Consider the following 17,756-nt stretch of genomic DNA (forward strand, 5'->3'; position numbering starts at 1 on the left):
CCAGACTGCGGGGGCGCCTATCATACCGGCAAACCATCCAAGGCCATATCACGCAAAGTGCGGTGCTTATGGCTTGTGGGAATAAGGGTTCACAAAGCAGGACTTGAAGCCGCTTCTTCGCCCTCCCCATGCGCCGTATTCAGTGCATAAAACTCATGCAATTTGGCCTGCAACAACTGTTTATCCGGTAGTTGTACCTGGTACTCGGCGATCAGCGCTGGCGACAGGCTGCGGTTAAGGGCGTATTCGACGACTTCGTCCTCTTTACTGGCGCAGAGCAATACCGCGATTGCAGGGTTTTCATGAGGTTTGCGTTCTTCGCGATCCAGCGCCTCCAGGTAGAAGCCCAACTTGCCCAGATACTCCGGCTCGAAACGGCCGACCTTGAGCTCGATGGCCACCAGGCAGTTGAGACCGCGGTGAAAGAACAACAGGTCCAGTGCGAAATCACGCCCGCCGACTTGTAAGGGATATTCGGAGCCGACAAAGCAGAAATCGCGGCCAAGCTCACTCAAGAACTGCTTGAGGCGCCCCAGCAAGCCCCGATGCAGATCGGTTTCGGCGTGGGCGCCGGGCAAGTCGAGAAATTCGACCATGTAGGCGTCGCGGAATATCTCAAACGCAGAGGGGTGGGTTTGTTTCAAAACTGCGGAGACTTTGGCCGGCTGGGTCACGCTGCGTTCAAACAGCGCTGTCTTGAACTGACGCTCCAGCTCGCGCTTTGACCATTTTTCCTGAACGGCCATTCGCAGGTAAAACTCGCGCTCTTCCGGGTGTTTACTCTGGCCGAAGATGATCACGTTGTGGGACCAGGACAATTGTCGCGCCAGTGGTGCGACTTTTTCTTCTGCGCAGTAAATCTCATAGAACTGGCGCATGCGGAACAAATTCGAGCGAGTGAAGCCACGCAAACCGGGCTGAGTCTGAGCCAGATGCACAGCCAGTTGACCGACCACGGAATCACCCCATTCGGCATTCTCCAGCTTGCGGCTGATATAGGCACCCACCTGCCAGTACAACTCGATCAGTTGAGTGTTCACCGCCTGCACGGCCTGGCGCCTGGCACTTTGAATCAGTGCAAGCACTTCATTGAAACGATCGTCGGTTTTGCTTGCGGGAGCGAAGGGTACGGTCATGCCTGGGTCCTTGTACACGAGTAAAAGCATGAGCTTAAACCGCCAGGGATGCTTGAAATGACCGGTGATGCCCTTTGGGAAATGTCGTACAGAAACTCGGGAACGCTCCCGCAAAATCAGAGCGTTGTAGGAAGGGAGAGCCTGCTCGCGTAGGAGTCATCACTGACAGCTCCATCATCCGCCACCAAGCGCATATTAATCCGCAACCCGCTCCCGGTGTTCTGCGCCCAGAGCTTTCCGCCCTGACGCCGCACCGCATTCCGGGCAATACTCAAGCCCAGGCCAAATCCACCGTCCCCCGGCCGCGAGCCGTCGAGCCGGGTGAAGGGCAGGAAGATTCGCTCTAGATCAGCCTCCGCTACGCCGCCGCCCTGATCCTCCAGCCACAGGTGCCAGTAGTCGCCATCGCGCTGCCCGCCAAGATGGACAATGCCACCCTTGGGCGAATGTCGAATCGCATTACGCAGCATGTTTTCCAGGGCCTGGGCCAGGGTATTGAGGTGGCCGCGCACCCAGCAGGAGGCGTCCACCGAACATTGCAATTGCCCATCTGGCCAGCAACTTTCGTAGCAGGCGTTTTCCGTGAGCATTTCCCACAAGGCCTGGACCTGAATCGCTTCGTCAGGCAATCGCGTGCGTTCCGTGTCGAGCCAGGCCAATTGCAGCGTGTCTTCCACCAGCCGTTGCATGCCGTCGACCTCGCGGCCGATGCGCTCGCGCAACTGCTCCAGGCCCTGCTCGCTTTCACTGGCCACCCGCAGGCGGCTCAACGGCGTGCGCAATTCATGGGACAGGTCGCGTAATAGTTGTTGCTGCAGCGCCACGGTGCTTTGCAGACGTTCGGACATGTGATCGAACGCCCTGCCCAGTTCTCCCAGTTCGTCGGCGCGATTGGTGGTGCGGCGCGACAGTCGCACGTTGAGCTGATCGGCACGCCAGGCGTTGGCTTGTTCGCGCAGGTGATTGAGCGGCACCACCAGCAAGCGGTACAGGCCGACGCACAACAGCAAGGTGAACAACCCGGGAATCACGCCGTTGGTGATCACCCGCCAGAACACCCGATAGCGTCCCGGCACAAAGCGTTGGGGCAGTTCGATCACCAGGCTGCCGACGGAAGGGTCGCCGGGAAACGGCACCCGCATCCACGGCCGGCCTTTCTTGTGGATAGGCCAATCCAGGCCGCGCAGAAACGTCAGGTGTTCAATTTCATCGTCCGTCAGCGCAAAGCTGCTCAAGGACTGCAGGTCACCGCCGATGACGCCAACCCAACTCTTTTCCCTTTGATGCATGGTCTGCAGCCAGTCATCGACCCCCTCGGTCCGGCGCTGTTGCCACGCCTGTTCCGCCTCGGCGGCATAACGCGTCAAGGTGCCTCGGGCCTCGTCCGAGAGGAACTGGTTGCGCTGCTCCATGTAGCGGCCCCAGGACCAGCTCAACCAGATCATCAGCAGACAGAACGCCACCAACAAGCAGGCCAGTTTCCAGAACAGCGAATGCCGGCCCGGCAAGTTACATTTCATCGCCGGCACTCAGGATGTAGCCCTTGCCCCAGACCGTGCGCACCTCGCGCTCGGTATAGCCGATGGCCTTGAGTTTGCGGCGAATCTGGCTGATGTGCATGTCCAGGCTGCGATCGTGGGCGGCATAACCGCGTTGCAGGACCTGCTGATAAAGGAAGGCCTTGCTCAACACTTCATCGACGCTGCGGCTCAGGGTTTCCAGCAGGCGATATTCGCTGCGGGTCAGGCCGGCAGGCTGCTGCCGATAAAATACGTCGCAGCGTTCGTCGTCGAAACGCAGGCTGTCCACCTCGGCCACCAGCGCCACCGGCGTCGGCCGGCGATCGAGCGCTACCCGGCGCAGGATGGCTTCGATACGCACGCGCAACTCGGCCATGCTGAAGGGTTTGGGCAGGTAATCATCGGCCCCCAGTTGAAAGCCGCTGATGCGATCGGCCTCGGCGCCGAGTGCCGACATCAGCAACACCGGGGTGGAATGGCTGCGGCGCAGTTGCGTCAGCGCCGCCAGCCCGTCCAGCCCCGGCAACAGGATGTCCATCAACACCACATCGAAGGCTTGCTCGCGGGCCATGTCCAGGCCTTCCTGGCCATTCTGGCACCAGGTTACCTGAAAGCCGCTACGGCCCAGATGTTCATGGACATAGGCACCGAGTACGAGATCGTCTTCGATGGCGAGGATACGGGGATGGCCAGCGCTGATGGTCGTCATTATTATCTGCAAATAATTCTCAGTTGTTAATTATTCAAGATTGCCTCGCCCGGGGCAACCCGAGGGCTTGCGCAAGACGCAAAAGCCCACGAACAACCGACGAGTGACGACATCAATTACCGAGGATCGCCCGCGTGCAAATCGCTACACTGCGCAAGTGGCGCGTGCCGGACGCATGCGCTGCCCTATAAATAGCCGGTTGCAGGAGAGAGGCGTGCTGACGAAACTGGGAATCAAAGGCCGCGTGCTGTTGCTGACGCTGCTGCCGACCAGCCTGATGGCATTGGTCCTGGGCGGCTATTTCACCTGGATGCAGCAATCGGACCTGCAGACCCAACTCCTGCAGCGCGGCGAAATGATCGCCGAGCAACTGGCGCCGCTGGTGGCGCCCGCCATGGGCCACAACAACAACGAACTGCTGGAACGTATCGCCACCCAGTCCCTGGAACAGCCGGACGTGCGCGCCGTGACCTTCCTTGCCCCGGACCGCACGCCGCTGGCCCACGCCGGGCCGATCATGCTGACCCAGGCGCCCAAGGGCGAAGGTTCGCAAATGCTGCGCCGCAGTGGCAGTGAAGCCACGCGTTACCTGCTGCCGGTGTTCGGCAAACACCGCAACCTGGCCGGCGACGTGATTCCCGATGAAGCCGACCGCCTGCTGGGCTGGGTCGAACTCGAGCTGTCCCACAATGGCATGCTGTTGCGTGGCTACCGCAGCCTGTTCGCCAGCCTGCTGATGATCGGCGCCGGCCTCGGGGGCGCGGCGCTACTGGCCTTGCGCATGGGCCGCACGATCAATCGGCCGCTGACCCAGATCAAACAGGCCGTGGCCCAACTCAAGGACGGTCACCTGGAAACCCGCCTGCCGCCCCTGGGCAGCCAGGAGCTGGATGAATTGGCCTCCGGCATCAATCGCATGGCCGGCACCCTGCAGAATGCCCAGGAAGAACTGCAACACAGCATCGACCAGGCCACCGAGGACGTGCGCCAGAACCTCGAGACCATCGAGATCCAGAACATCGAACTCGACCTGGCGCGCATGGAAGCCCTGGAGGCGAGCCGGATCAAGTCCGAGTTCCTGGCCAACATGAGCCATGAAATTCGCACGCCGCTCAACGGCATCCTCGGCTTCACCCATCTGCTGCAGAAAAGTGAACTGACCCCGCGCCAGCTCGATTACCTGGGCACCATCGAAAAATCTGCCGACAGCCTGCTGGGCATCATCAACGAGATCCTCGACTTTTCGAAGATCGAGGCCGGCAAGCTGGTGCTCGACCATATTCCGTTCAATCTGCGCGACCTGCTGCAGGACACATTGACCATTCTCGCCCCCGCAGCCCACGCCAAACAGCTGGAGCTGATCAGCCTGGTGTATCGCGACACGCCCCTGTCGCTGGTGGGCGATCCGTTGCGGCTCAAGCAGATCCTGACCAACCTGGTCAGCAACGCGATCAAGTTCACCCGCGAGGGCACCATCGTCGCCCGGGCCATGCTCGAGGAAGAACACGAAGACAGCGTGCAACTGCGCATCAGCATCCAGGACACCGGCATCGGCCTGTCGAGCCAGGATGTGCGCGCGTTGTTCCAGGCCTTCAGCCAGGCCGATAACTCGCTATCGCGGCAACCCGGCGGCACCGGCCTGGGGCTGGTGATCTCCAAGCGCCTGATCGAACAAATGGGGGGCGAGATTGGTGTCGATAGCACCCCGGGCGAGGGATCGGAGTTCTGGATCAGCCTGAACCTGCCCAAGGCCCGCGACGATGCCGAAGACCTGCCGAGCGCGCCGCTGCTCGGTCGGCGGATTGCCGTGCTGGAAAACCATGAGCTGGCGCGCCAGGCGTTGCAGCATCAACTGGAAGACTGCGGCCTGGACGTCACCCCGTTCACTACCCTGGAGAGCCTGGCGAACGGCGTCACCGGCGCGCATCAGACCGATCAGGCGATCGAACTCGCGGTGCTCGGGATCACCAGCAACGATATGCCACCGGAACGCCTCAACCAGCACATCTGGGACCTCGAGCACCTGGGCTGCAAAGTGCTGGTGTTGTGCCCCACCACCGAACAGACGCTGTTCCACCTGTCGGTGCCGAACCCCCACAGCCAGCTCCAGGCCAAACCGGCTTGCACCCGCAAACTGCGGCGCGCGCTGTCCGACCTGGTCAACCCGCGGCAGTTGCGCAGCGAAGCCAGCGAGCCGGTGTCCAGCCGCGCGCCGAAGGTGCTGTGCGTCGACGACAACCCGGCCAATCTGCTGCTGGTGCAAACCCTGCTCGAAGACATGGGCGCCAAGGTGCTCGCCGTGGAAAGTGGTTATGCGGCGATCAAGGCGGTGCAGAACGAGACGTTCGACCTGGTGCTGATGGACGTGCAGATGCCCGGCATGGATGGGCGCCAAAGTACCGAGGCGATCCGCCAATGGGAAAGCGAGCGGCATTGCACGCCGCTGCCGATCGTGGCCCTCACGGCGCATGCCATGGCCAACGAAAAACGCGCGTTACTGCAAAGCGGCATGGACGATTACCTGACCAAGCCGATCAGCGAGCGGCAGCTGGCGCAGGTGGTCCTCAAATGGAGCGGGCTGGCACTGCGCAACCACACACCGGACCGCGCAGGCGACAGCCACGGCAGCACCTACGAGTTGCAGGTGCTCGATCACGAAGAAGGCTTGCGCCTCGCCGCCGGCAAGGCCGATCTGGCCGCCGACATGCTGGCAATGCTGCTGGCGTCGCTGGAAGCCGACCGTGAAGCCATCCGCCAGGCCCAGCAAAGCAACGACCACAACGCCCTGATCGAGCGGGTTCATCGCCTGCACGGCGCGACCCGTTATTGCGGCGTACCGCAACTGCGCGCCGCCTGCCAACGCAGTGAAACCCTGCTCAAGCAGAAAGACCCGAAGGCCTTTGGCGCACTTGAAGACCTCGACCGGGCGATCAATCGCCTGGCAGCCCAGGCGCGCATCAACGCCTGATGCACATTCCAGGAGGACCACATGCGCACGATACTTTTCAGCAGCCAGACCTTCGACCGCGACAGCTTTCTAGCCGCCCACCTGCCGCCCGGTATCGAGCTGCACTTTCAGCCGGCACGCCTGAGCCTCGACACCGTGGCGCTGGCAGAGCATCACGAGGTGGTCTGCGCCTTCATCAATGATGACCTCGGCGCCCCGGTGCTCGAACGCCTGGCCGCAGGCGGCACACGCCTGATCGCCCTGCGCTCGGCCGGCTACAACCATGTCGACCTCGCGGCGGCGAAGCGCCTGGGGCTGGCGATCGTGCGCGTCCCGGCCTATTCGCCCCACGCCGTGGCCGAGCATGCCGTCGCCCTGATCCTGGCACTCAACCGCCGCCTGCACCGCGCCTACAACCGCACCCGCGAAGGCGATTTCAGCCTGCACGGGCTGACGGGGTTCGACCTGGTGGGCAAGACCGTCGGCGTGGTCGGCACCGGGCAGATCGGCGCGACTTTCGCGAAAATCATGAACGGGTTCGGCTGCCAGTTGCTGGCCTACGACCCGTTCCCCAATCCCCAGGTCGAAGCCCTTGGCGCCCGCTACCTGGACTTACCGCAGTTGCTGGCCGAGTCGCAGATCATCAGCCTGCACTGTCCGCTCAATGCCCAGAGCAAGCATTTGATCAACCGCCAGACCCTGGCGCACATGCAGCCAGGCGCCATGTTGATCAATACCGGCCGCGGCGGCCTGGTCGACACCCCGGCGCTGATCGATGCCTTGAAGAGCGGCCAACTGGGTTATTTGGGACTGGATGTGTATGAAGAGGAAGCCCAACTGTTCTTCGAAGACCGTTCCGACCTGCCGTTGCAAGACGATGTACTGGCGCGGTTGCTGACCTTCCCCAACGTGATCGTCACGGCCCACCAGGCCTTCCTGACCCGTGAAGCCCTGGGGGCGATTGCCGCGACCACCTTGCAGAACATCGCGGCGTGGTCGGCCGGGTCGCCAGAGAATCAGGTCGAGGGTGATTGAACCTGATCGAAGGTCATATGCCCGCGCCATGCTGCGCTTATGCCCGTGCTAGCATATTGCGCATATTTGGAGGACCCATGGTCGAACACGATTTCCGCTACACCCTGATGAACCCGCAACACACCCTCACCGAATGCCGCGCCCTGGTGCCGGGGCGTTATCAGGTCACCGGCAACGGCGGCTCGATTCGTAATAATGACGTGCTGGTCGTGACCCTCAAGGGCGCCAAGGACTTGTCCATGCGCCTGACCGTCGAAACGGTTCGCCACCTGATCAACCCACCGGGCCAATGGGTCGCGGTGGCCAGTGGCCCGGTGTTCGGCCAACTGGCGATCCATACCTGGCAGGTGAATTGCGACAGCTGCGCCAAAGAACTGAGTTTCGAGTTCGCCGTGGACGCCAAGCTTGGCAACAAGGCTGAAAAGCCTGCCGCCACCGCGCGGATTGCCGAGTTGGGATGGACCACCGTTGGCGAAAAGCACCTGTGCCCCAAATGCCAGGAGCCTGCGTGATGAAACGCCTCGCCCTGACCGCGATGGTCGGTGCCAGCCTGGTGGGCTGCGCCGCCGAACCAGTGCAACTTGAACAAAACCGCAGCTACATCCTGGAGTGGATCGGCGAACGTCCGTTGATGGATTACAGCCACCTGACCATCACCCTGGGTGAAGACGGTCGCGCCTACGGTAACGGCGGCTGCAACCACTGGTTCGCGCCGTACACCCTGGAAGGCCACAAGCTGAGCTTCGGCAAGATCGGCAGCACCCGCAAACTCTGTGCGCCGGCCCTGATGGAGCAGGAAAAGCGCTTCCTCCAGGCACTGGAAGGCGTGCAGCGCTGGGACGTCTCGTCGATCGACCAGATGCGTTTCTGGCCTGCCGAAGGCAAGCCGCTGCGCTGGTGGCTGGAAGAGGGTTGATCCCCCTCTAAACCTGTAGGAGCCGGCTTGCTGGCGATGGCGTCTTTGACCATTTCGCTGGACTGTCGGGCCTCTTCGCTGGCAAGCCAGCTCCTACACGGTTTGTCGTTGCTACCCGCCTAATTTTTCGCCTGTAATGCTTCGAGCTTGGCCACCACCCCCGCGGCCGTCTGCTCGCCCATCAACTGCTCCCGCACCTTGCCCTTGTTATCGATGATGTAGGTCACCGGCAACGCCTCGCTGCGCGGCAATTCGAACAACTCGGAAGGGTCCTGCGCCAGCACGGTGAACTTGATCCCGAGTTTCTCGCTGGCACTTTTCAGCTCTTCGCCCTGCACGTTGTCGAAGTTGACCCCGAACACGCCGATCTTCCTGTCCTTGAGCTGCTCGGCCAGGGTGTTCAGCTCCGGAATCTCGGTGCGGCACGGGCCGCACCATTCTGCCCAGTAATTGATCACCAGCCATTTGCCGTCCAGACGCTCGGCGGCGACCTTCTGTCCGTTCTGATCGATCCCGTAGTCGTTACCGCAGCCCCCCAGCATCAACGCCCCGATAATCGTCAATGCCGCTGCCAGTCGCCTTGTCATGTCGTGTTCCTTGTCAAAAATTGAAAGCGCCTGCGACCCGTCGCCTGCCAAGGTTCAGGATTAGGCGCTGCCCAGTTAGAATAGCCGCCACCTTACGCAAGATGCGACCCGCTCATGACCGATCTGACGCTTTATCACAACCCGCGCTGCTCGAAATCCCGCGGTGCGCTCGAACTGCTGCAAGCCCGCGGCCTGACCCCGACGGTGGTCCGCTACCTGGAAACGCCGCTGGACGCCGCGCAAATCCAGAGCCTGCTGGGCAAACTCGGGATCAGTGCGCGGCAACTGCTGCGCACCGGCGAAGACGAATACAAGACCCTGAACCTGGCCGACAGCAGCCTGAGCGAGGCGCAGTTGATCGCCGCCATCGCCGCCCACCCGAAACTGATGGAGCGACCGATCCTCGAAGTCGGCGACAAGGCCATCATCGGCCGTCCGCCAGAGCAGGTCCTGGAGCTGTTGCCGTGAGTGCGCCGTACATTCTGGTGCTGTATTACAGCCGCAGCGGTTCGACCAATGAAATGGCCCGGCAGATTGCCCGTGGCGTCGAACAGGCCGGCCTTGAAGCCCGACTGCGCACGGTACCGGCGATTTCCACCGAATGCGAAGCCGTGTCCCCGGATATCCCGGACGAAGGCGCGCTCTACGCCAGCCTCGATGACCTGAAGAACTGCGCAGGCCTGGCGCTGGGCAGTCCGACCCGCTTCGGCAACATGGCGGCGCCGCTCAAGTACTTCCTCGACGGCACCAGCAACCTGTGGCTGACCGGCGCCCTGGTCGGCAAGCCTGCCGGTGTGTTCACCTCCACCGCAAGCCTGCATGGCGGGCAGGAAACCACCCTGCTGTCGATGATGCTGCCGTTGTTGCACCACGGCATGCTGATCACCGGCCTGCCCTACAGCGAGTCGGCACTCCTGGAAACCCAGGGCGGCGGCACGCCGTACGGCGCCAGCCATCACGCCGGTGCCGATGGCAAAAGCGGCCTGGATACCCACGAAGTGGCGTTGTGTCGCGCACTCGGTATGCGCTTGGCCAAGACCGCTCAGAAACTGGAGGGTTGAGGGTGGCCAAGAAGCCGAAGGTCCTGCCCGCTATCGAATGGCTTGAACCACGGGTTCGGGTCATGCGCGTCATCAGCCTGCTGTGTTTCCTTGGCCTGGTGGGATTGCTCTGCGTTTATTACCTGATGATCGCCGACCTGCACGGTGCGCGGCCGTGGGTGATTCTGCTGATCGAGCTGGTGCCGTTGTTGCTGCTCGCGCCGGGGATGATTGTCGGCAATGCCCGGGGGCATTCATGGATGTGCTTTGTGGTGAACCTGTATTTCATCAAGGGCGCATTGGCCGCCTATGACCCGAACCGGCAGGTCTTCGGTGTGCTGGAGATGGCCGCAAGCCTGGCGGTGTTCTGTTCGGCACTGTTGTATGTGCGGTGGCGGTATCAGTTGAACCGCAAGTTGGCTGGCGAGGGCGAGATTTCCGTCGCCTGACAGAATGCAATTGCCAGCAGGCTGGCTCCCACAGGGGACTTGTGTCCTGCACAGATCCAATGTGGGAGCCAGCCTGCTGGCGATTGGACCGACTCGGTCTCAATGATTGACGGTGTAAGCCAGCATCATCGAGATCTGGCTCATCGGCCGCCCGCCACTTTCCTCATGCCACTGGTTGAACACTTCCTGCACCAACGCCAGGTCGCGCAAGCTGGTCGGCACCTTGTCGACGATCTTCTGCGCATTCAACGCCGCCACCACGTCATAGCTCGGCACAAAGGTGTCTTTGCCGACCATGCGCAAGAATCGCGGCGCTGACAGGCCGCCCAACTGATGGCCGCGTTTTTTCAGGAAGGTCCAGAGCCCGACGATATCGGTCACTGGCCAATCGGCAATCAGCGCGCCGAAGCTGCCCTTTTCATGGGCCACGTCCAGAATGAACTGCGCATTGCGCGGCACGCTCTTGAGCTTGCCCAGATGACGGATGATCCGCGTGTCCTGCATCAGCCGCTCCAGGTGTTCGGCGCTCATCAGCACGACTTTTTCCGGGTCGAATCTGAAAAACACTTCTTCGAAGGCTGGCCACTTGGCGTCCACCAGGCTGTGCTTGAGCCCGGCGCGGAAGACGCGCAATGCCATGGTCGAGAGGTAGCGGTCATCGCTGATCTTGCGCAATTGCGCCGGGGTCTTGGGCAGGGGCAGATGGGCTTCCAGTTCAGCGGCCGAACCGAAGCGGTTCAGACAGTATTCGTTCAGCCACTTGTAATCGCGCATGCCCTCTCCTGAGGATTAAAACGAAGCAAAAAACCTGTGGGAGCCCAGGGCTTGCTCGCGAATGCGGTGCGTCATTCAACATTGTTGTCGACTGGCACAGCGCCTTCGCGAGCAAGCCCGCTCCCACAATTGTGTTTAGAGGTTGACCACATTGACGAAACGCGAAGCGGCGCTTTCGTCGATCTTGAGGCTGGTGAAGTCAAACAGGTTGCGGTCCGCCAGTTGCGACGGGATCACGTTCTGCAGGCTGCGGAAAATGCTTTCGGTACGGCCGGGGGTCTTGCGCTCCCAATCCTGCAGCATTTCCTTGACCACCTGGCGCTGCAGGTTTTCCTGGGAGCCACAGAGGTTGCACGGGATGATCGGGAACTGCTTGAGGTCCGAGTAGGCCTGAATGTCCTTCTCGTTACAGTAGGCCAACGGGCGGATCACCACGTTGCGCCCGTCATCGGCGCGCAATTTCGGCGGCATGGCCTTGAGCGAACCGTTGAAGAACATATTCAGGAAGAACGTCTCGACGATGTCGTCGCGGTGATGGCCGAGAGCCATCTTGGTCGCGCCGATTTCGTCGGCAAAGGTGTAGAGTGTACCGCGACGCAGGCGCGAGCACAGGGAGCAGGTGGTCTTGCCTTCCGGGATCAGCTCCTTGACCACCGAGTAGGTGTCTTTCTCGACGATGTGGTATTCGATCCCCAGTTCCTTGAGGTAGGCCGGCAGCACATGCTCGGGGAAACCCGGCTGTTTCTGGTCCATGTTCACGGCCACGATCTCGAACTTGATCGGCGCGACCTTCTGCAAGTGCATCAGCACATCAAGCATGGTGTAGCTGTCCTTGCCGCCGGACAGACAGACCATGACCTTGTCACCGTCTTCAATCATGTTGAAATCGGCGACCGCCTCACCGGCCTGTCGGCGAAGGCGCTTTTGCAGTTTGTTCTGGTTGACCGTAAGAGTGCCCATGACGCGAAATCCGTGAGGTGTGACGAAAGGCGCGCATTTTACGCAAAAACCCATCAGGAACGAAGTACCCCGACGGATCGCGCGCCCTACAGATGCAACAGCGATTACCCGGGGGCTTTACAGCGCAATTTGCTCTAAGCCCTACCCCCTGTGGGGTTAAGACCTTCCTATACTGCGTCATAAGGTCGCAATCACATACAGACCTATTACTTACTTGGCCACATTGGCCCGTAGGGCGCTCCACTGGGGGGCGACGGTAAAAACAAGAGGAGTGACTGGCATGATCCATCACGTAGTGGGGCTCTTCACCCACCCTGACCAAGAATGGAAAGAGATTCGTGGCGATCAGGAAGAAAGTATCAGCCACATGTACCTGACCCACACGCTGATCCTGGCGGCGATACCGGCGGTATCGGCCTTTATCGGGACCACGCAGGTGGGCTGGGTCATCGGCAATCGCCCCCCGGTGATGCTGACCGTGGAAAGCGCACTATGGATGACAGTCATGTCGTACCTGGCGATGCTTGGCGGTGTAGCGGTAATGGGTGCGTTCATCCACTGGATGGCCCGCACCTATGACGCCAATCCGAGCCTGGCACGCTGCATCGCGTTCGCAACCTATACCGCTACACCGCTGTTCGTCGGCGGCCTGGCGGCCCTGTACCCCCACCTGTGGCTGGGGATGGTCGTTGGCACTGCGGCCATCTGCTACACGGTCTACCTGCTGTATGTGGGGCTGCCAACCTTCATGAACATTCCATCTGACGAGGGCTTTCTGTTTTCAAGTTCGGTGCTCGCCGTAGGCCTGGTGGTGCTGGTCGCCATCATGGCGTTCACCGTGATTGTCTGGGGACTCGGCGTGGGGCCGGTCTATACCAATTAACACTCACCACAAAAAAATCAGATCTGCCGACACAGGCCGCCGCAAGGCGGCCTTTTAATGCCCGCGCCACAAGAGCGCCGAAGACCATTCGGCGCTTCGCAGATTCGCAAGGCCCCGGGCTTGCGGCATACTGGACTGCTCTGGAGATCCATCAAGCATGCCCGAGCAACTCAATACCCGCGTCGAAGACTGTTTTCAACAAGCCGAATCCTTTTTCAAACGACCTTTCAAACGTCCTGTGGTGAGCTTCAAGCTGCGCGGGCAAAAAGCTGGTGTCGCGCACCTGCACGAGAACCTGCTGCGTTTCAATCCGCAGCTATACCGGGAAAACACCGAAGATTTTCTCAAGCAGACCGTCGCCCACGAGGTCGCGCACCTGATCGCCCATCAACTGTTCGGTGACCGCATCCAGCCCCATGGCGAAGAGTGGCAACTGATCATGCGCGGCGTGTACGAATTGCCCCCCAACCGTTGCCACACCTACGACGTCAAACGCCGCAGCGTGACCCGCTACATCTACAAGTGCCCGTGCGCCGACAGCGATTTCCCGTTCTCGGCGCAGCGTCATGGTTTGGTGCGGCAGGGGCGGCGGTATTTGTGTCGGCGGTGTCGCAACACCTTGGTGTTCAGTGGGGAAATGCGCATCGAGTGAGTCGGATTTGTGGTGTCTGGGTCGACCTCTTCGCCAGCAGGCTGGCTCCCACAGGGGAAGATCCATTGTGGGAGCCAGCCTGCTGGCGATGGCGGCCTGACAGGCGCTAGAGAATTACCTTGGCACGCCGAAGTTCCTCAATCCGCTCTACACCAAACCCCAACTCCCCCAACACCTGATCGGTATGCTGCCCCAGCGCCGCGCCAATATGCCTGGGCTCCGGCAACCCGCTTGAAAACTTCAATGGACAAGCCATCTGCGCCTGACTCGAACCATCCCCCCGCGGCACTTCAGCCACCAGTTCCCGCGCCTGCAACTGCGGATGCCGCACCGCCTCACCCAGGCTCAAGACCGGCTCGACACACGCATCGAGCTCGGCGAACAGCGCGCACAACTCGGCAAAGTCATGCTTTTCGAACTCAGTCTTCAACGCCTCCTTGAGCTGGCGTTGTTGTGCAGGCTGCGCAGATAACCCCAGGCTCGCCCACTCCTCCAGCCCCAGCGCCACACACAACTGTTTCATGAACCCCGGTTCCAGGCTGCCCACCGACAACCAGCGCCCATCCCGGGAGCGGTAGTAGTCATAAAAGCTGCCGCCATTGAGCACCTGGTCTTCCCGACCCGGTTCGATCCCACAAGCCAGGTACCCGGCACCCGCCATGGCGTTCAGGCTGAACGCGCAATCGGTCATGCTCACGTCCAGATGCTGGCCATGCCCGGTGTGCTGTCGTGCGATCACGGCCGCCAGCAGGCCGATGACCCCGTGCAGCGAGCCACCGGCGATGTCTGCCACCTGCATGCCCAGCGGCAGCGGGCCACTGTCGGCGCGGCCGCTGTAGCTCGCAAGCCCGGCCAGGGCAAGGTAGTTGATGTCATGGCCGGCGCGGTCCTTGCAGGGGCCGGTCTGGCCGTAACCGGTGATCGAAACATAGATCAGCCGGGGATTGATCGCTTTCAGGGCCTCATAGCCCAGCCCCAATCGCTCCATGACGCCGGGGCGGAACTGCTCCAGCACGATGTCGTAGTCCTGCAGCAATTGCGTGATCACTTCCAGCGCTTCGGGCTGCTTGAGATCCAGAGCCAGGCTGCGTTTGTTGCGATTGAGGTAGGCATGGCTGGCCGAAACGCCCTGATCGTGGGGCGGCAGCACGCGCAGCAGGTCCATGCGGGTCGGCGATTCGATGCGCAGCACCTCGGCGCCCATGTCCGCCAGCAATAGCGAAGCGAACGGACCCGGCAGCAGTGTCGAGAAATCCAGAACCTTGAGTGATGCCAGTGGACCGAGCATGAGAATTCTCCCTGGATGATGCCCCAGCCTAGGCAGCCAAGCGCTTTGCAGCAATCACCTTATGCGCCACATGCAATGACCGTTGTGCTCAAATCCCGGGCATGAAAAAACCCGCCGAAGCGGGTTTTTCATTCAACAAGGCTTACCTGGCGTTGGTCGGGGCTACCTCTTCGACGTGGCCCAGAACATCGTCTTTAGGCTCGTCGGCAATGCCGCGACCGCCAGACGCCAGCTCGGATTGCAGCACGTCGGTGTCCAGCTCCTTGACCCACTTCGCCACGACGATGGTGGCAACGGCGTTACCGACCAGGTTGGTCAGTGCACGGGCTTCGGACATGAAGCGGTCGATACCCAGGATCAGCGCCAGGCCGGCAACCGGCAGGTGGCCGACGGCGGACAGGGTCGCCGCCAGTACGATGAAGCCCGAACCGGTAACGCCCGCAGCCCCCTTGGAAGACAGCAGCAACACCACCAGCAAGGTGATCTGGTGGGTGATGTCCATGTGGGTGTCGGTGGCCTGGGCAATGAACACAGCCGCCATGGTCAGGTAGATCGCCGTACCGTCGAGGTTGAACGAGTAGCCGGTCGGGATCACCAGGCCAACCACGGACTTCTGCGCCCCCAGACGCTCCATCTTGATCAGCATGCGCGGCAGCACCGACTCCGAAGAGGAAGTACCCAGCACGATCAACAGTTCTTCACGGATGTAGCGAATCATCTTCAGCACGCTGAAGCCGTGCAGGCGGGCAATCGAACCCAGCACGATCAGGATGAACAGCAGGCAAGTGATGTAGAAGCAGGCCATCAGTTGGCCCAGTTGCACCAGCGAGCCGACACCGTAGGCACCAATGGTGAAGGCCATGGCACCGAAGGCACCGATCGGCGCGAGCTTCATGATCATGTTGATGATGTTGAACATCACGTGGGCGAAACGATCGATGAAGTCCAGCAGCGGCTTGCCGTAGGCACCCAGGCGATGCAGGGCGAAACCGAAGATCACCGAGAACATCAGCACTTGCAGGATGTCGCCCGTGGCGAACGCGCCGACGATGGTGGACGGAATCACATTGAGCAGGAAGCCGATGACGCTTTGGTCAGCGCCAGCAGCGACATACTGGGCAACCTTGGAGGCATCCAGGGTGGTCACGTCGATGTGCATGCCGTTACCCGGCTGGACGATGTTGACCACCACCAGGCCCACCAGCAGTGCGATGGTCGAAACGATCTCGAAGTACAGCAACGCGTAACCGCCGGTCTTGCCGACCGACTTCATGTCCTGCATGCCAGCGATACCGCTGACGACGGTACAGAAGATGATCGGCGCGATGATCATCTTGATCAGCTTGATGAACCCGTCACCCAGCGGTTTTACGGCCACACCGAGCTGTGGATAGAAGTGACCGAGCAAAATACCGATGACAATTGCAACGATCACCTGGAAATACAGGGATTTGTACAGTGGCTGACGAGTCGTCATTGCAAAGTTCCTCAAGAGTGCGCGGCGAGAACATCCGACTGTTGCCCACCCCAACTCAATTGCGAACCCTCCTGCACTGGAGGGATTTGTTTTTTCGAGCTGCGCGACGGCAGCATCTGCTGGCTCTATCGCAAGGCCCGTGCCACCTTGTGCGAAAAGCCTGCAAGCCTTTTGGCATCAAGGGCTGCAGGTTTTTCCGGAGGACCGCGCGGCGGTTGCGCAGTGGCGGATTTCCGCCCAGCCGTCGAATCACATCCTGTAATCTGGCGGATATCCGCCTTGTTCATGCCCATGCAGCGCGGCTACCATCCGTCGTTCTATGGACGGACTTGCCTCTATGCGCGAACGCACCATTGCCAGTCATTTCGCCCGTGCCGCCCTCGGTGGCGCGCAACGGCGTGGCTACGACTATTCAAGACTGTTAGAGCAATTGGGGATCAGCCCCGAGTTGCTCGACGAGCCTCGGGCACGCATCCCTCCAGAACAGTTCACCCGGCTAATCCAGGCGCTGTGGCTCGCACTGGACGACGAGTATCTGGGTTTCGGCCGAGGCATCAGCAAGCCCGGCAGCTTCGCGATGATGTGTCATGCCGTGATCCATTGCCGCAATCTGGATAAGGCACTGCATCGCGGATTATTGTTTTATAGCCTTTTCCCGGACGCCCCGCGCCTGACGCTGACCCGCGTAGACGAAATGATTCGACTGAGTCTGGACGATTCGCAACTCTGGGACCCGGAACATTTCCTCAGCGAATGTCTATTGGTGATCTGGCATCGCTTCGCCAGCTGGTTGATCGGCCAGCGTATTCGACTGGAGCACGCCACGTTCAGCTACCCGCGACCGGAACATGGCGCCGAGTACGAGCTGCTGTTCTCGTGCCCGCTCGAGTTTTCGGCACAACAGAGCAGCCTGCTGTTCCACGGCCGCTACCTGAACATGCCACTGCTACAGGACGAACGCACGCTCAAGCAGTTCCTTGAACGCTCGCCTGCCGATCTGTTATCGCGCCCGGACGACGGCCATAGCCTGAGCAGCCAGTTGCGACGCCTGCTCAGTCGCGACCGCTCCCCCTGGCCGGACCTGGAGGCCGTGGCTGAGCACCTGCATATCAGCCCGCAAACGCTGCGTCGGCATCTGCGTGAAGAAAACACCAGTTTTCAGGAACTCAAGGACCAGCTACGCCGCGACATTGCCATTTATCACCTGGGCCGCAACGACTTGCCCTTGCAACAGATCGCCGAGCAATTGGGGTTTTCCGAGCCCTCGGCGTTTCACCGGGCATTCAAGAAGTGGACCGGGCTGACGCCGGGGGCTTACCGGGCCAGGGGTTTGTAGGAGCCGGCTTGCTGGCGATAGCGTCTGTACGATCGCCATCGCCAGCA

General features: G+C 61.1%; 18 protein-coding genes. 10 read left to right on the forward strand and 8 right to left on the reverse strand.

The window, feature by feature from the left end; genetic code table 11:
* Positions 1-89: 89 nt before the first annotated feature.
* The 3 genes from DKB71_RS26020 to DKB71_RS26030 form a co-directional block, all read right to left on the reverse strand.
* A complete protein-coding gene (locus DKB71_RS26020) occupies positions 90-1,136 on the reverse strand; it encodes a YhcG family protein (RefSeq protein ID WP_408598306.1) in 1,047 nt (348 codons plus the stop codon).
* A gap of 116 nt (positions 1,137-1,252) precedes the next feature.
* Positions 1,253-2,656, reverse strand: a complete 1,404-nt coding sequence (locus DKB71_RS26025; RefSeq protein WP_408598308.1) for a histidine kinase sensor domain-containing protein — start codon at positions 2,654-2,656, stop codon at positions 1,253-1,255.
* Positions 2,646-3,365: a response regulator transcription factor gene (locus DKB71_RS26030; RefSeq protein WP_323628090.1), complete on the reverse strand. Its 720-nt coding sequence runs from the start codon at positions 3,363-3,365 to the stop codon at positions 2,646-2,648. The genes DKB71_RS26025 and DKB71_RS26030 overlap by 11 nt, the downstream gene beginning before the upstream one ends.
* 214 nt (positions 3,366-3,579) lie before the next feature.
* Here DKB71_RS26030 and DKB71_RS26035 point away from each other — a divergent pair, with 214 nt between their 5' ends.
* The 4 genes from DKB71_RS26035 (at position 3,580) to DKB71_RS26050 (ending at position 8,263) form a co-directional block, all read left to right on the forward strand.
* Positions 3,580-6,333: a response regulator gene (locus DKB71_RS26035; RefSeq protein WP_408598311.1), complete on the forward strand. Its 2,754-nt coding sequence runs from the start codon at positions 3,580-3,582 to the stop codon at positions 6,331-6,333.
* A gap of 21 nt (positions 6,334-6,354) precedes the next feature.
* Entirely contained in the window at positions 6,355-7,347 is a 993-nt protein-coding gene (locus tag DKB71_RS26040) for a 2-hydroxyacid dehydrogenase (protein WP_408598313.1), read from the forward strand.
* A gap of 77 nt (positions 7,348-7,424) precedes the next feature.
* A complete protein-coding gene (locus DKB71_RS26045) occupies positions 7,425-7,859 on the forward strand; it encodes a hypothetical protein (RefSeq protein WP_408598315.1) in 435 nt (144 codons plus the stop codon).
* Positions 7,859-8,263 carry an META domain-containing protein gene (locus DKB71_RS26050; protein ID WP_274072911.1) on the forward strand — a complete coding sequence of 135 codons (405 nt, stop codon included), beginning with the start codon at positions 7,859-7,861 and terminating at the stop codon, positions 8,261-8,263. Before DKB71_RS26045 ends, DKB71_RS26050 begins: the two co-directional genes overlap by 1 nt.
* A gap of 119 nt (positions 8,264-8,382) precedes the next feature.
* Here the strand turns inward: DKB71_RS26050 and DKB71_RS26055 are convergent, their stop codons facing one another.
* Positions 8,383-8,850, reverse strand: a complete 468-nt coding sequence (locus tag DKB71_RS26055; protein WP_274072910.1) for a TlpA disulfide reductase family protein — start codon at positions 8,848-8,850, stop codon at positions 8,383-8,385.
* 114 nt (positions 8,851-8,964) lie between these two features.
* Here DKB71_RS26055 and arsC point away from each other — a divergent pair, with 114 nt between their 5' ends.
* From arsC to DKB71_RS26070, 3 genes are read left to right on the forward strand one after another with little or no spacing between them, the layout of a single operon-like run.
* Positions 8,965-9,318, forward strand: coding sequence for an arsenate reductase (glutaredoxin) (arsC, locus tag DKB71_RS26060; protein WP_274072909.1), 354 nt, complete (start codon positions 8,965-8,967; stop codon positions 9,316-9,318).
* Positions 9,315-9,911 (forward strand): NAD(P)H:quinone oxidoreductase, encoded by a 597-nt coding sequence (wrbA, locus tag DKB71_RS26065; protein WP_273919074.1) that lies wholly within the window; start codon positions 9,315-9,317, stop codon positions 9,909-9,911. Before arsC ends, wrbA begins: the two co-directional genes overlap by 4 nt.
* A gap of 2 nt (positions 9,912-9,913) precedes the next feature.
* Positions 9,914-10,339 (forward strand): DUF2069 domain-containing protein, encoded by a 426-nt coding sequence (locus DKB71_RS26070; protein ID WP_408598318.1) that lies wholly within the window; start codon positions 9,914-9,916, stop codon positions 10,337-10,339.
* A 99-nt stretch (positions 10,340-10,438) separates the two neighbouring features.
* On the opposite strand, the gene DKB71_RS26075 is transcribed toward DKB71_RS26070, so the two are convergent.
* Positions 10,439-11,113: a DNA-3-methyladenine glycosylase I gene (locus DKB71_RS26075; protein WP_323608132.1), complete on the reverse strand. Its 675-nt coding sequence runs from the start codon at positions 11,111-11,113 to the stop codon at positions 10,439-10,441.
* A gap of 135 nt (positions 11,114-11,248) precedes the next feature.
* Entirely contained in the window at positions 11,249-12,073 is an 825-nt protein-coding gene (gene ttcA, locus DKB71_RS26080; protein WP_090324525.1) for a tRNA 2-thiocytidine(32) synthetase TtcA, read from the reverse strand.
* Positions 12,074-12,353: 280 nt separating this feature from the next.
* Here ttcA and DKB71_RS26085 point away from each other — a divergent pair, with 280 nt between their 5' ends.
* Together DKB71_RS26085 and DKB71_RS26090 are read left to right on the forward strand one after the other, a co-directional pair.
* Positions 12,354-12,956 carry a Yip1 family protein gene (locus tag DKB71_RS26085; protein ID WP_046817737.1) on the forward strand — a complete coding sequence of 201 codons (603 nt, stop codon included), beginning with the start codon at positions 12,354-12,356 and terminating at the stop codon, positions 12,954-12,956.
* Positions 12,957-13,113: 157 nt separating this feature from the next.
* A complete protein-coding gene (locus DKB71_RS26090) occupies positions 13,114-13,608 on the forward strand; it encodes a SprT family zinc-dependent metalloprotease (RefSeq protein ID WP_274072906.1) in 495 nt (164 codons plus the stop codon).
* Positions 13,609-13,714: 106 nt separating this feature from the next.
* On the opposite strand, the gene DKB71_RS26095 is transcribed toward DKB71_RS26090, so the two are convergent.
* Together DKB71_RS26095 and DKB71_RS26100 are read right to left on the reverse strand one after the other, a co-directional pair.
* On the reverse strand, positions 13,715-14,896 hold the full coding sequence (locus DKB71_RS26095; RefSeq protein WP_408598321.1) for a CaiB/BaiF CoA transferase family protein: 1,182 nt from the start codon (positions 14,894-14,896) through the stop codon (positions 13,715-13,717).
* A 142-nt stretch (positions 14,897-15,038) separates the two neighbouring features.
* Positions 15,039-16,373 (reverse strand): dicarboxylate/amino acid:cation symporter, encoded by a 1,335-nt coding sequence (locus DKB71_RS26100; protein WP_274072904.1) that lies wholly within the window; start codon positions 16,371-16,373, stop codon positions 15,039-15,041.
* Between the two features lie 337 nt (positions 16,374-16,710).
* On the opposite strand from DKB71_RS26100, the gene DKB71_RS26105 reads away from it, so the two are divergent.
* Positions 16,711-17,709, forward strand: a complete 999-nt coding sequence (locus tag DKB71_RS26105; protein WP_408598324.1) for an AraC family transcriptional regulator ligand-binding domain-containing protein — start codon at positions 16,711-16,713, stop codon at positions 17,707-17,709.
* Positions 17,710-17,756 lie beyond the last annotated feature (47 nt).

It is taken from the genome of Pseudomonas sp. PLMAX (assembly GCF_046042685.1).
GTDB lineage: Bacteria > Pseudomonadota > Gammaproteobacteria > Pseudomonadales > Pseudomonadaceae > Aquipseudomonas > Aquipseudomonas putida_AE.

Coding starts and splice junctions, on each gene's coding strand:
- DKB71_RS26020 (WP_408598306.1), bottom strand. CDS start 1,136: ATGACCGTACCCTTCGCTCCCGCAAGCAAAACCGACGATCGTTTCAAT.
- DKB71_RS26025 (WP_408598308.1), bottom strand. CDS start 2,656: ATGAAATGTAACTTGCCGGGCCGGCATTCGCTGTTCTGGAAACTGGCC.
- DKB71_RS26030 (WP_323628090.1), bottom strand. CDS start 3,365: ATGACGACCATCAGCGCTGGCCATCCCCGTATCCTCGCCATCGAAGAC.
- DKB71_RS26040 (WP_408598313.1), top strand. CDS start 6,355: ATGCGCACGATACTTTTCAGCAGCCAGACCTTCGACCGCGACAGCTTT.
- DKB71_RS26045 (WP_408598315.1), top strand. CDS start 7,425: ATGGTCGAACACGATTTCCGCTACACCCTGATGAACCCGCAACACACC.
- DKB71_RS26050 (WP_274072911.1), top strand. CDS start 7,859: ATGAAACGCCTCGCCCTGACCGCGATGGTCGGTGCCAGCCTGGTGGGC.
- DKB71_RS26055 (WP_274072910.1), bottom strand. CDS start 8,850: ATGACAAGGCGACTGGCAGCGGCATTGACGATTATCGGGGCGTTGATG.
- arsC (WP_274072909.1), top strand. CDS start 8,965: ATGACCGATCTGACGCTTTATCACAACCCGCGCTGCTCGAAATCCCGC.
- DKB71_RS26075 (WP_323608132.1), bottom strand. CDS start 11,113: ATGCGCGATTACAAGTGGCTGAACGAATACTGTCTGAACCGCTTCGGT.
- ttcA (WP_090324525.1), bottom strand. CDS start 12,073: ATGGGCACTCTTACGGTCAACCAGAACAAACTGCAAAAGCGCCTTCGC.
- DKB71_RS26085 (WP_046817737.1), top strand. CDS start 12,354: ATGATCCATCACGTAGTGGGGCTCTTCACCCACCCTGACCAAGAATGG.
- DKB71_RS26090 (WP_274072906.1), top strand. CDS start 13,114: ATGCCCGAGCAACTCAATACCCGCGTCGAAGACTGTTTTCAACAAGCC.
- DKB71_RS26095 (WP_408598321.1), bottom strand. CDS start 14,896: ATGCTCGGTCCACTGGCATCACTCAAGGTTCTGGATTTCTCGACACTG.
- DKB71_RS26100 (WP_274072904.1), bottom strand. CDS start 16,373: ATGACGACTCGTCAGCCACTGTACAAATCCCTGTATTTCCAGGTGATC.
- DKB71_RS26105 (WP_408598324.1), top strand. CDS start 16,711: ATGCGCGAACGCACCATTGCCAGTCATTTCGCCCGTGCCGCCCTCGGT.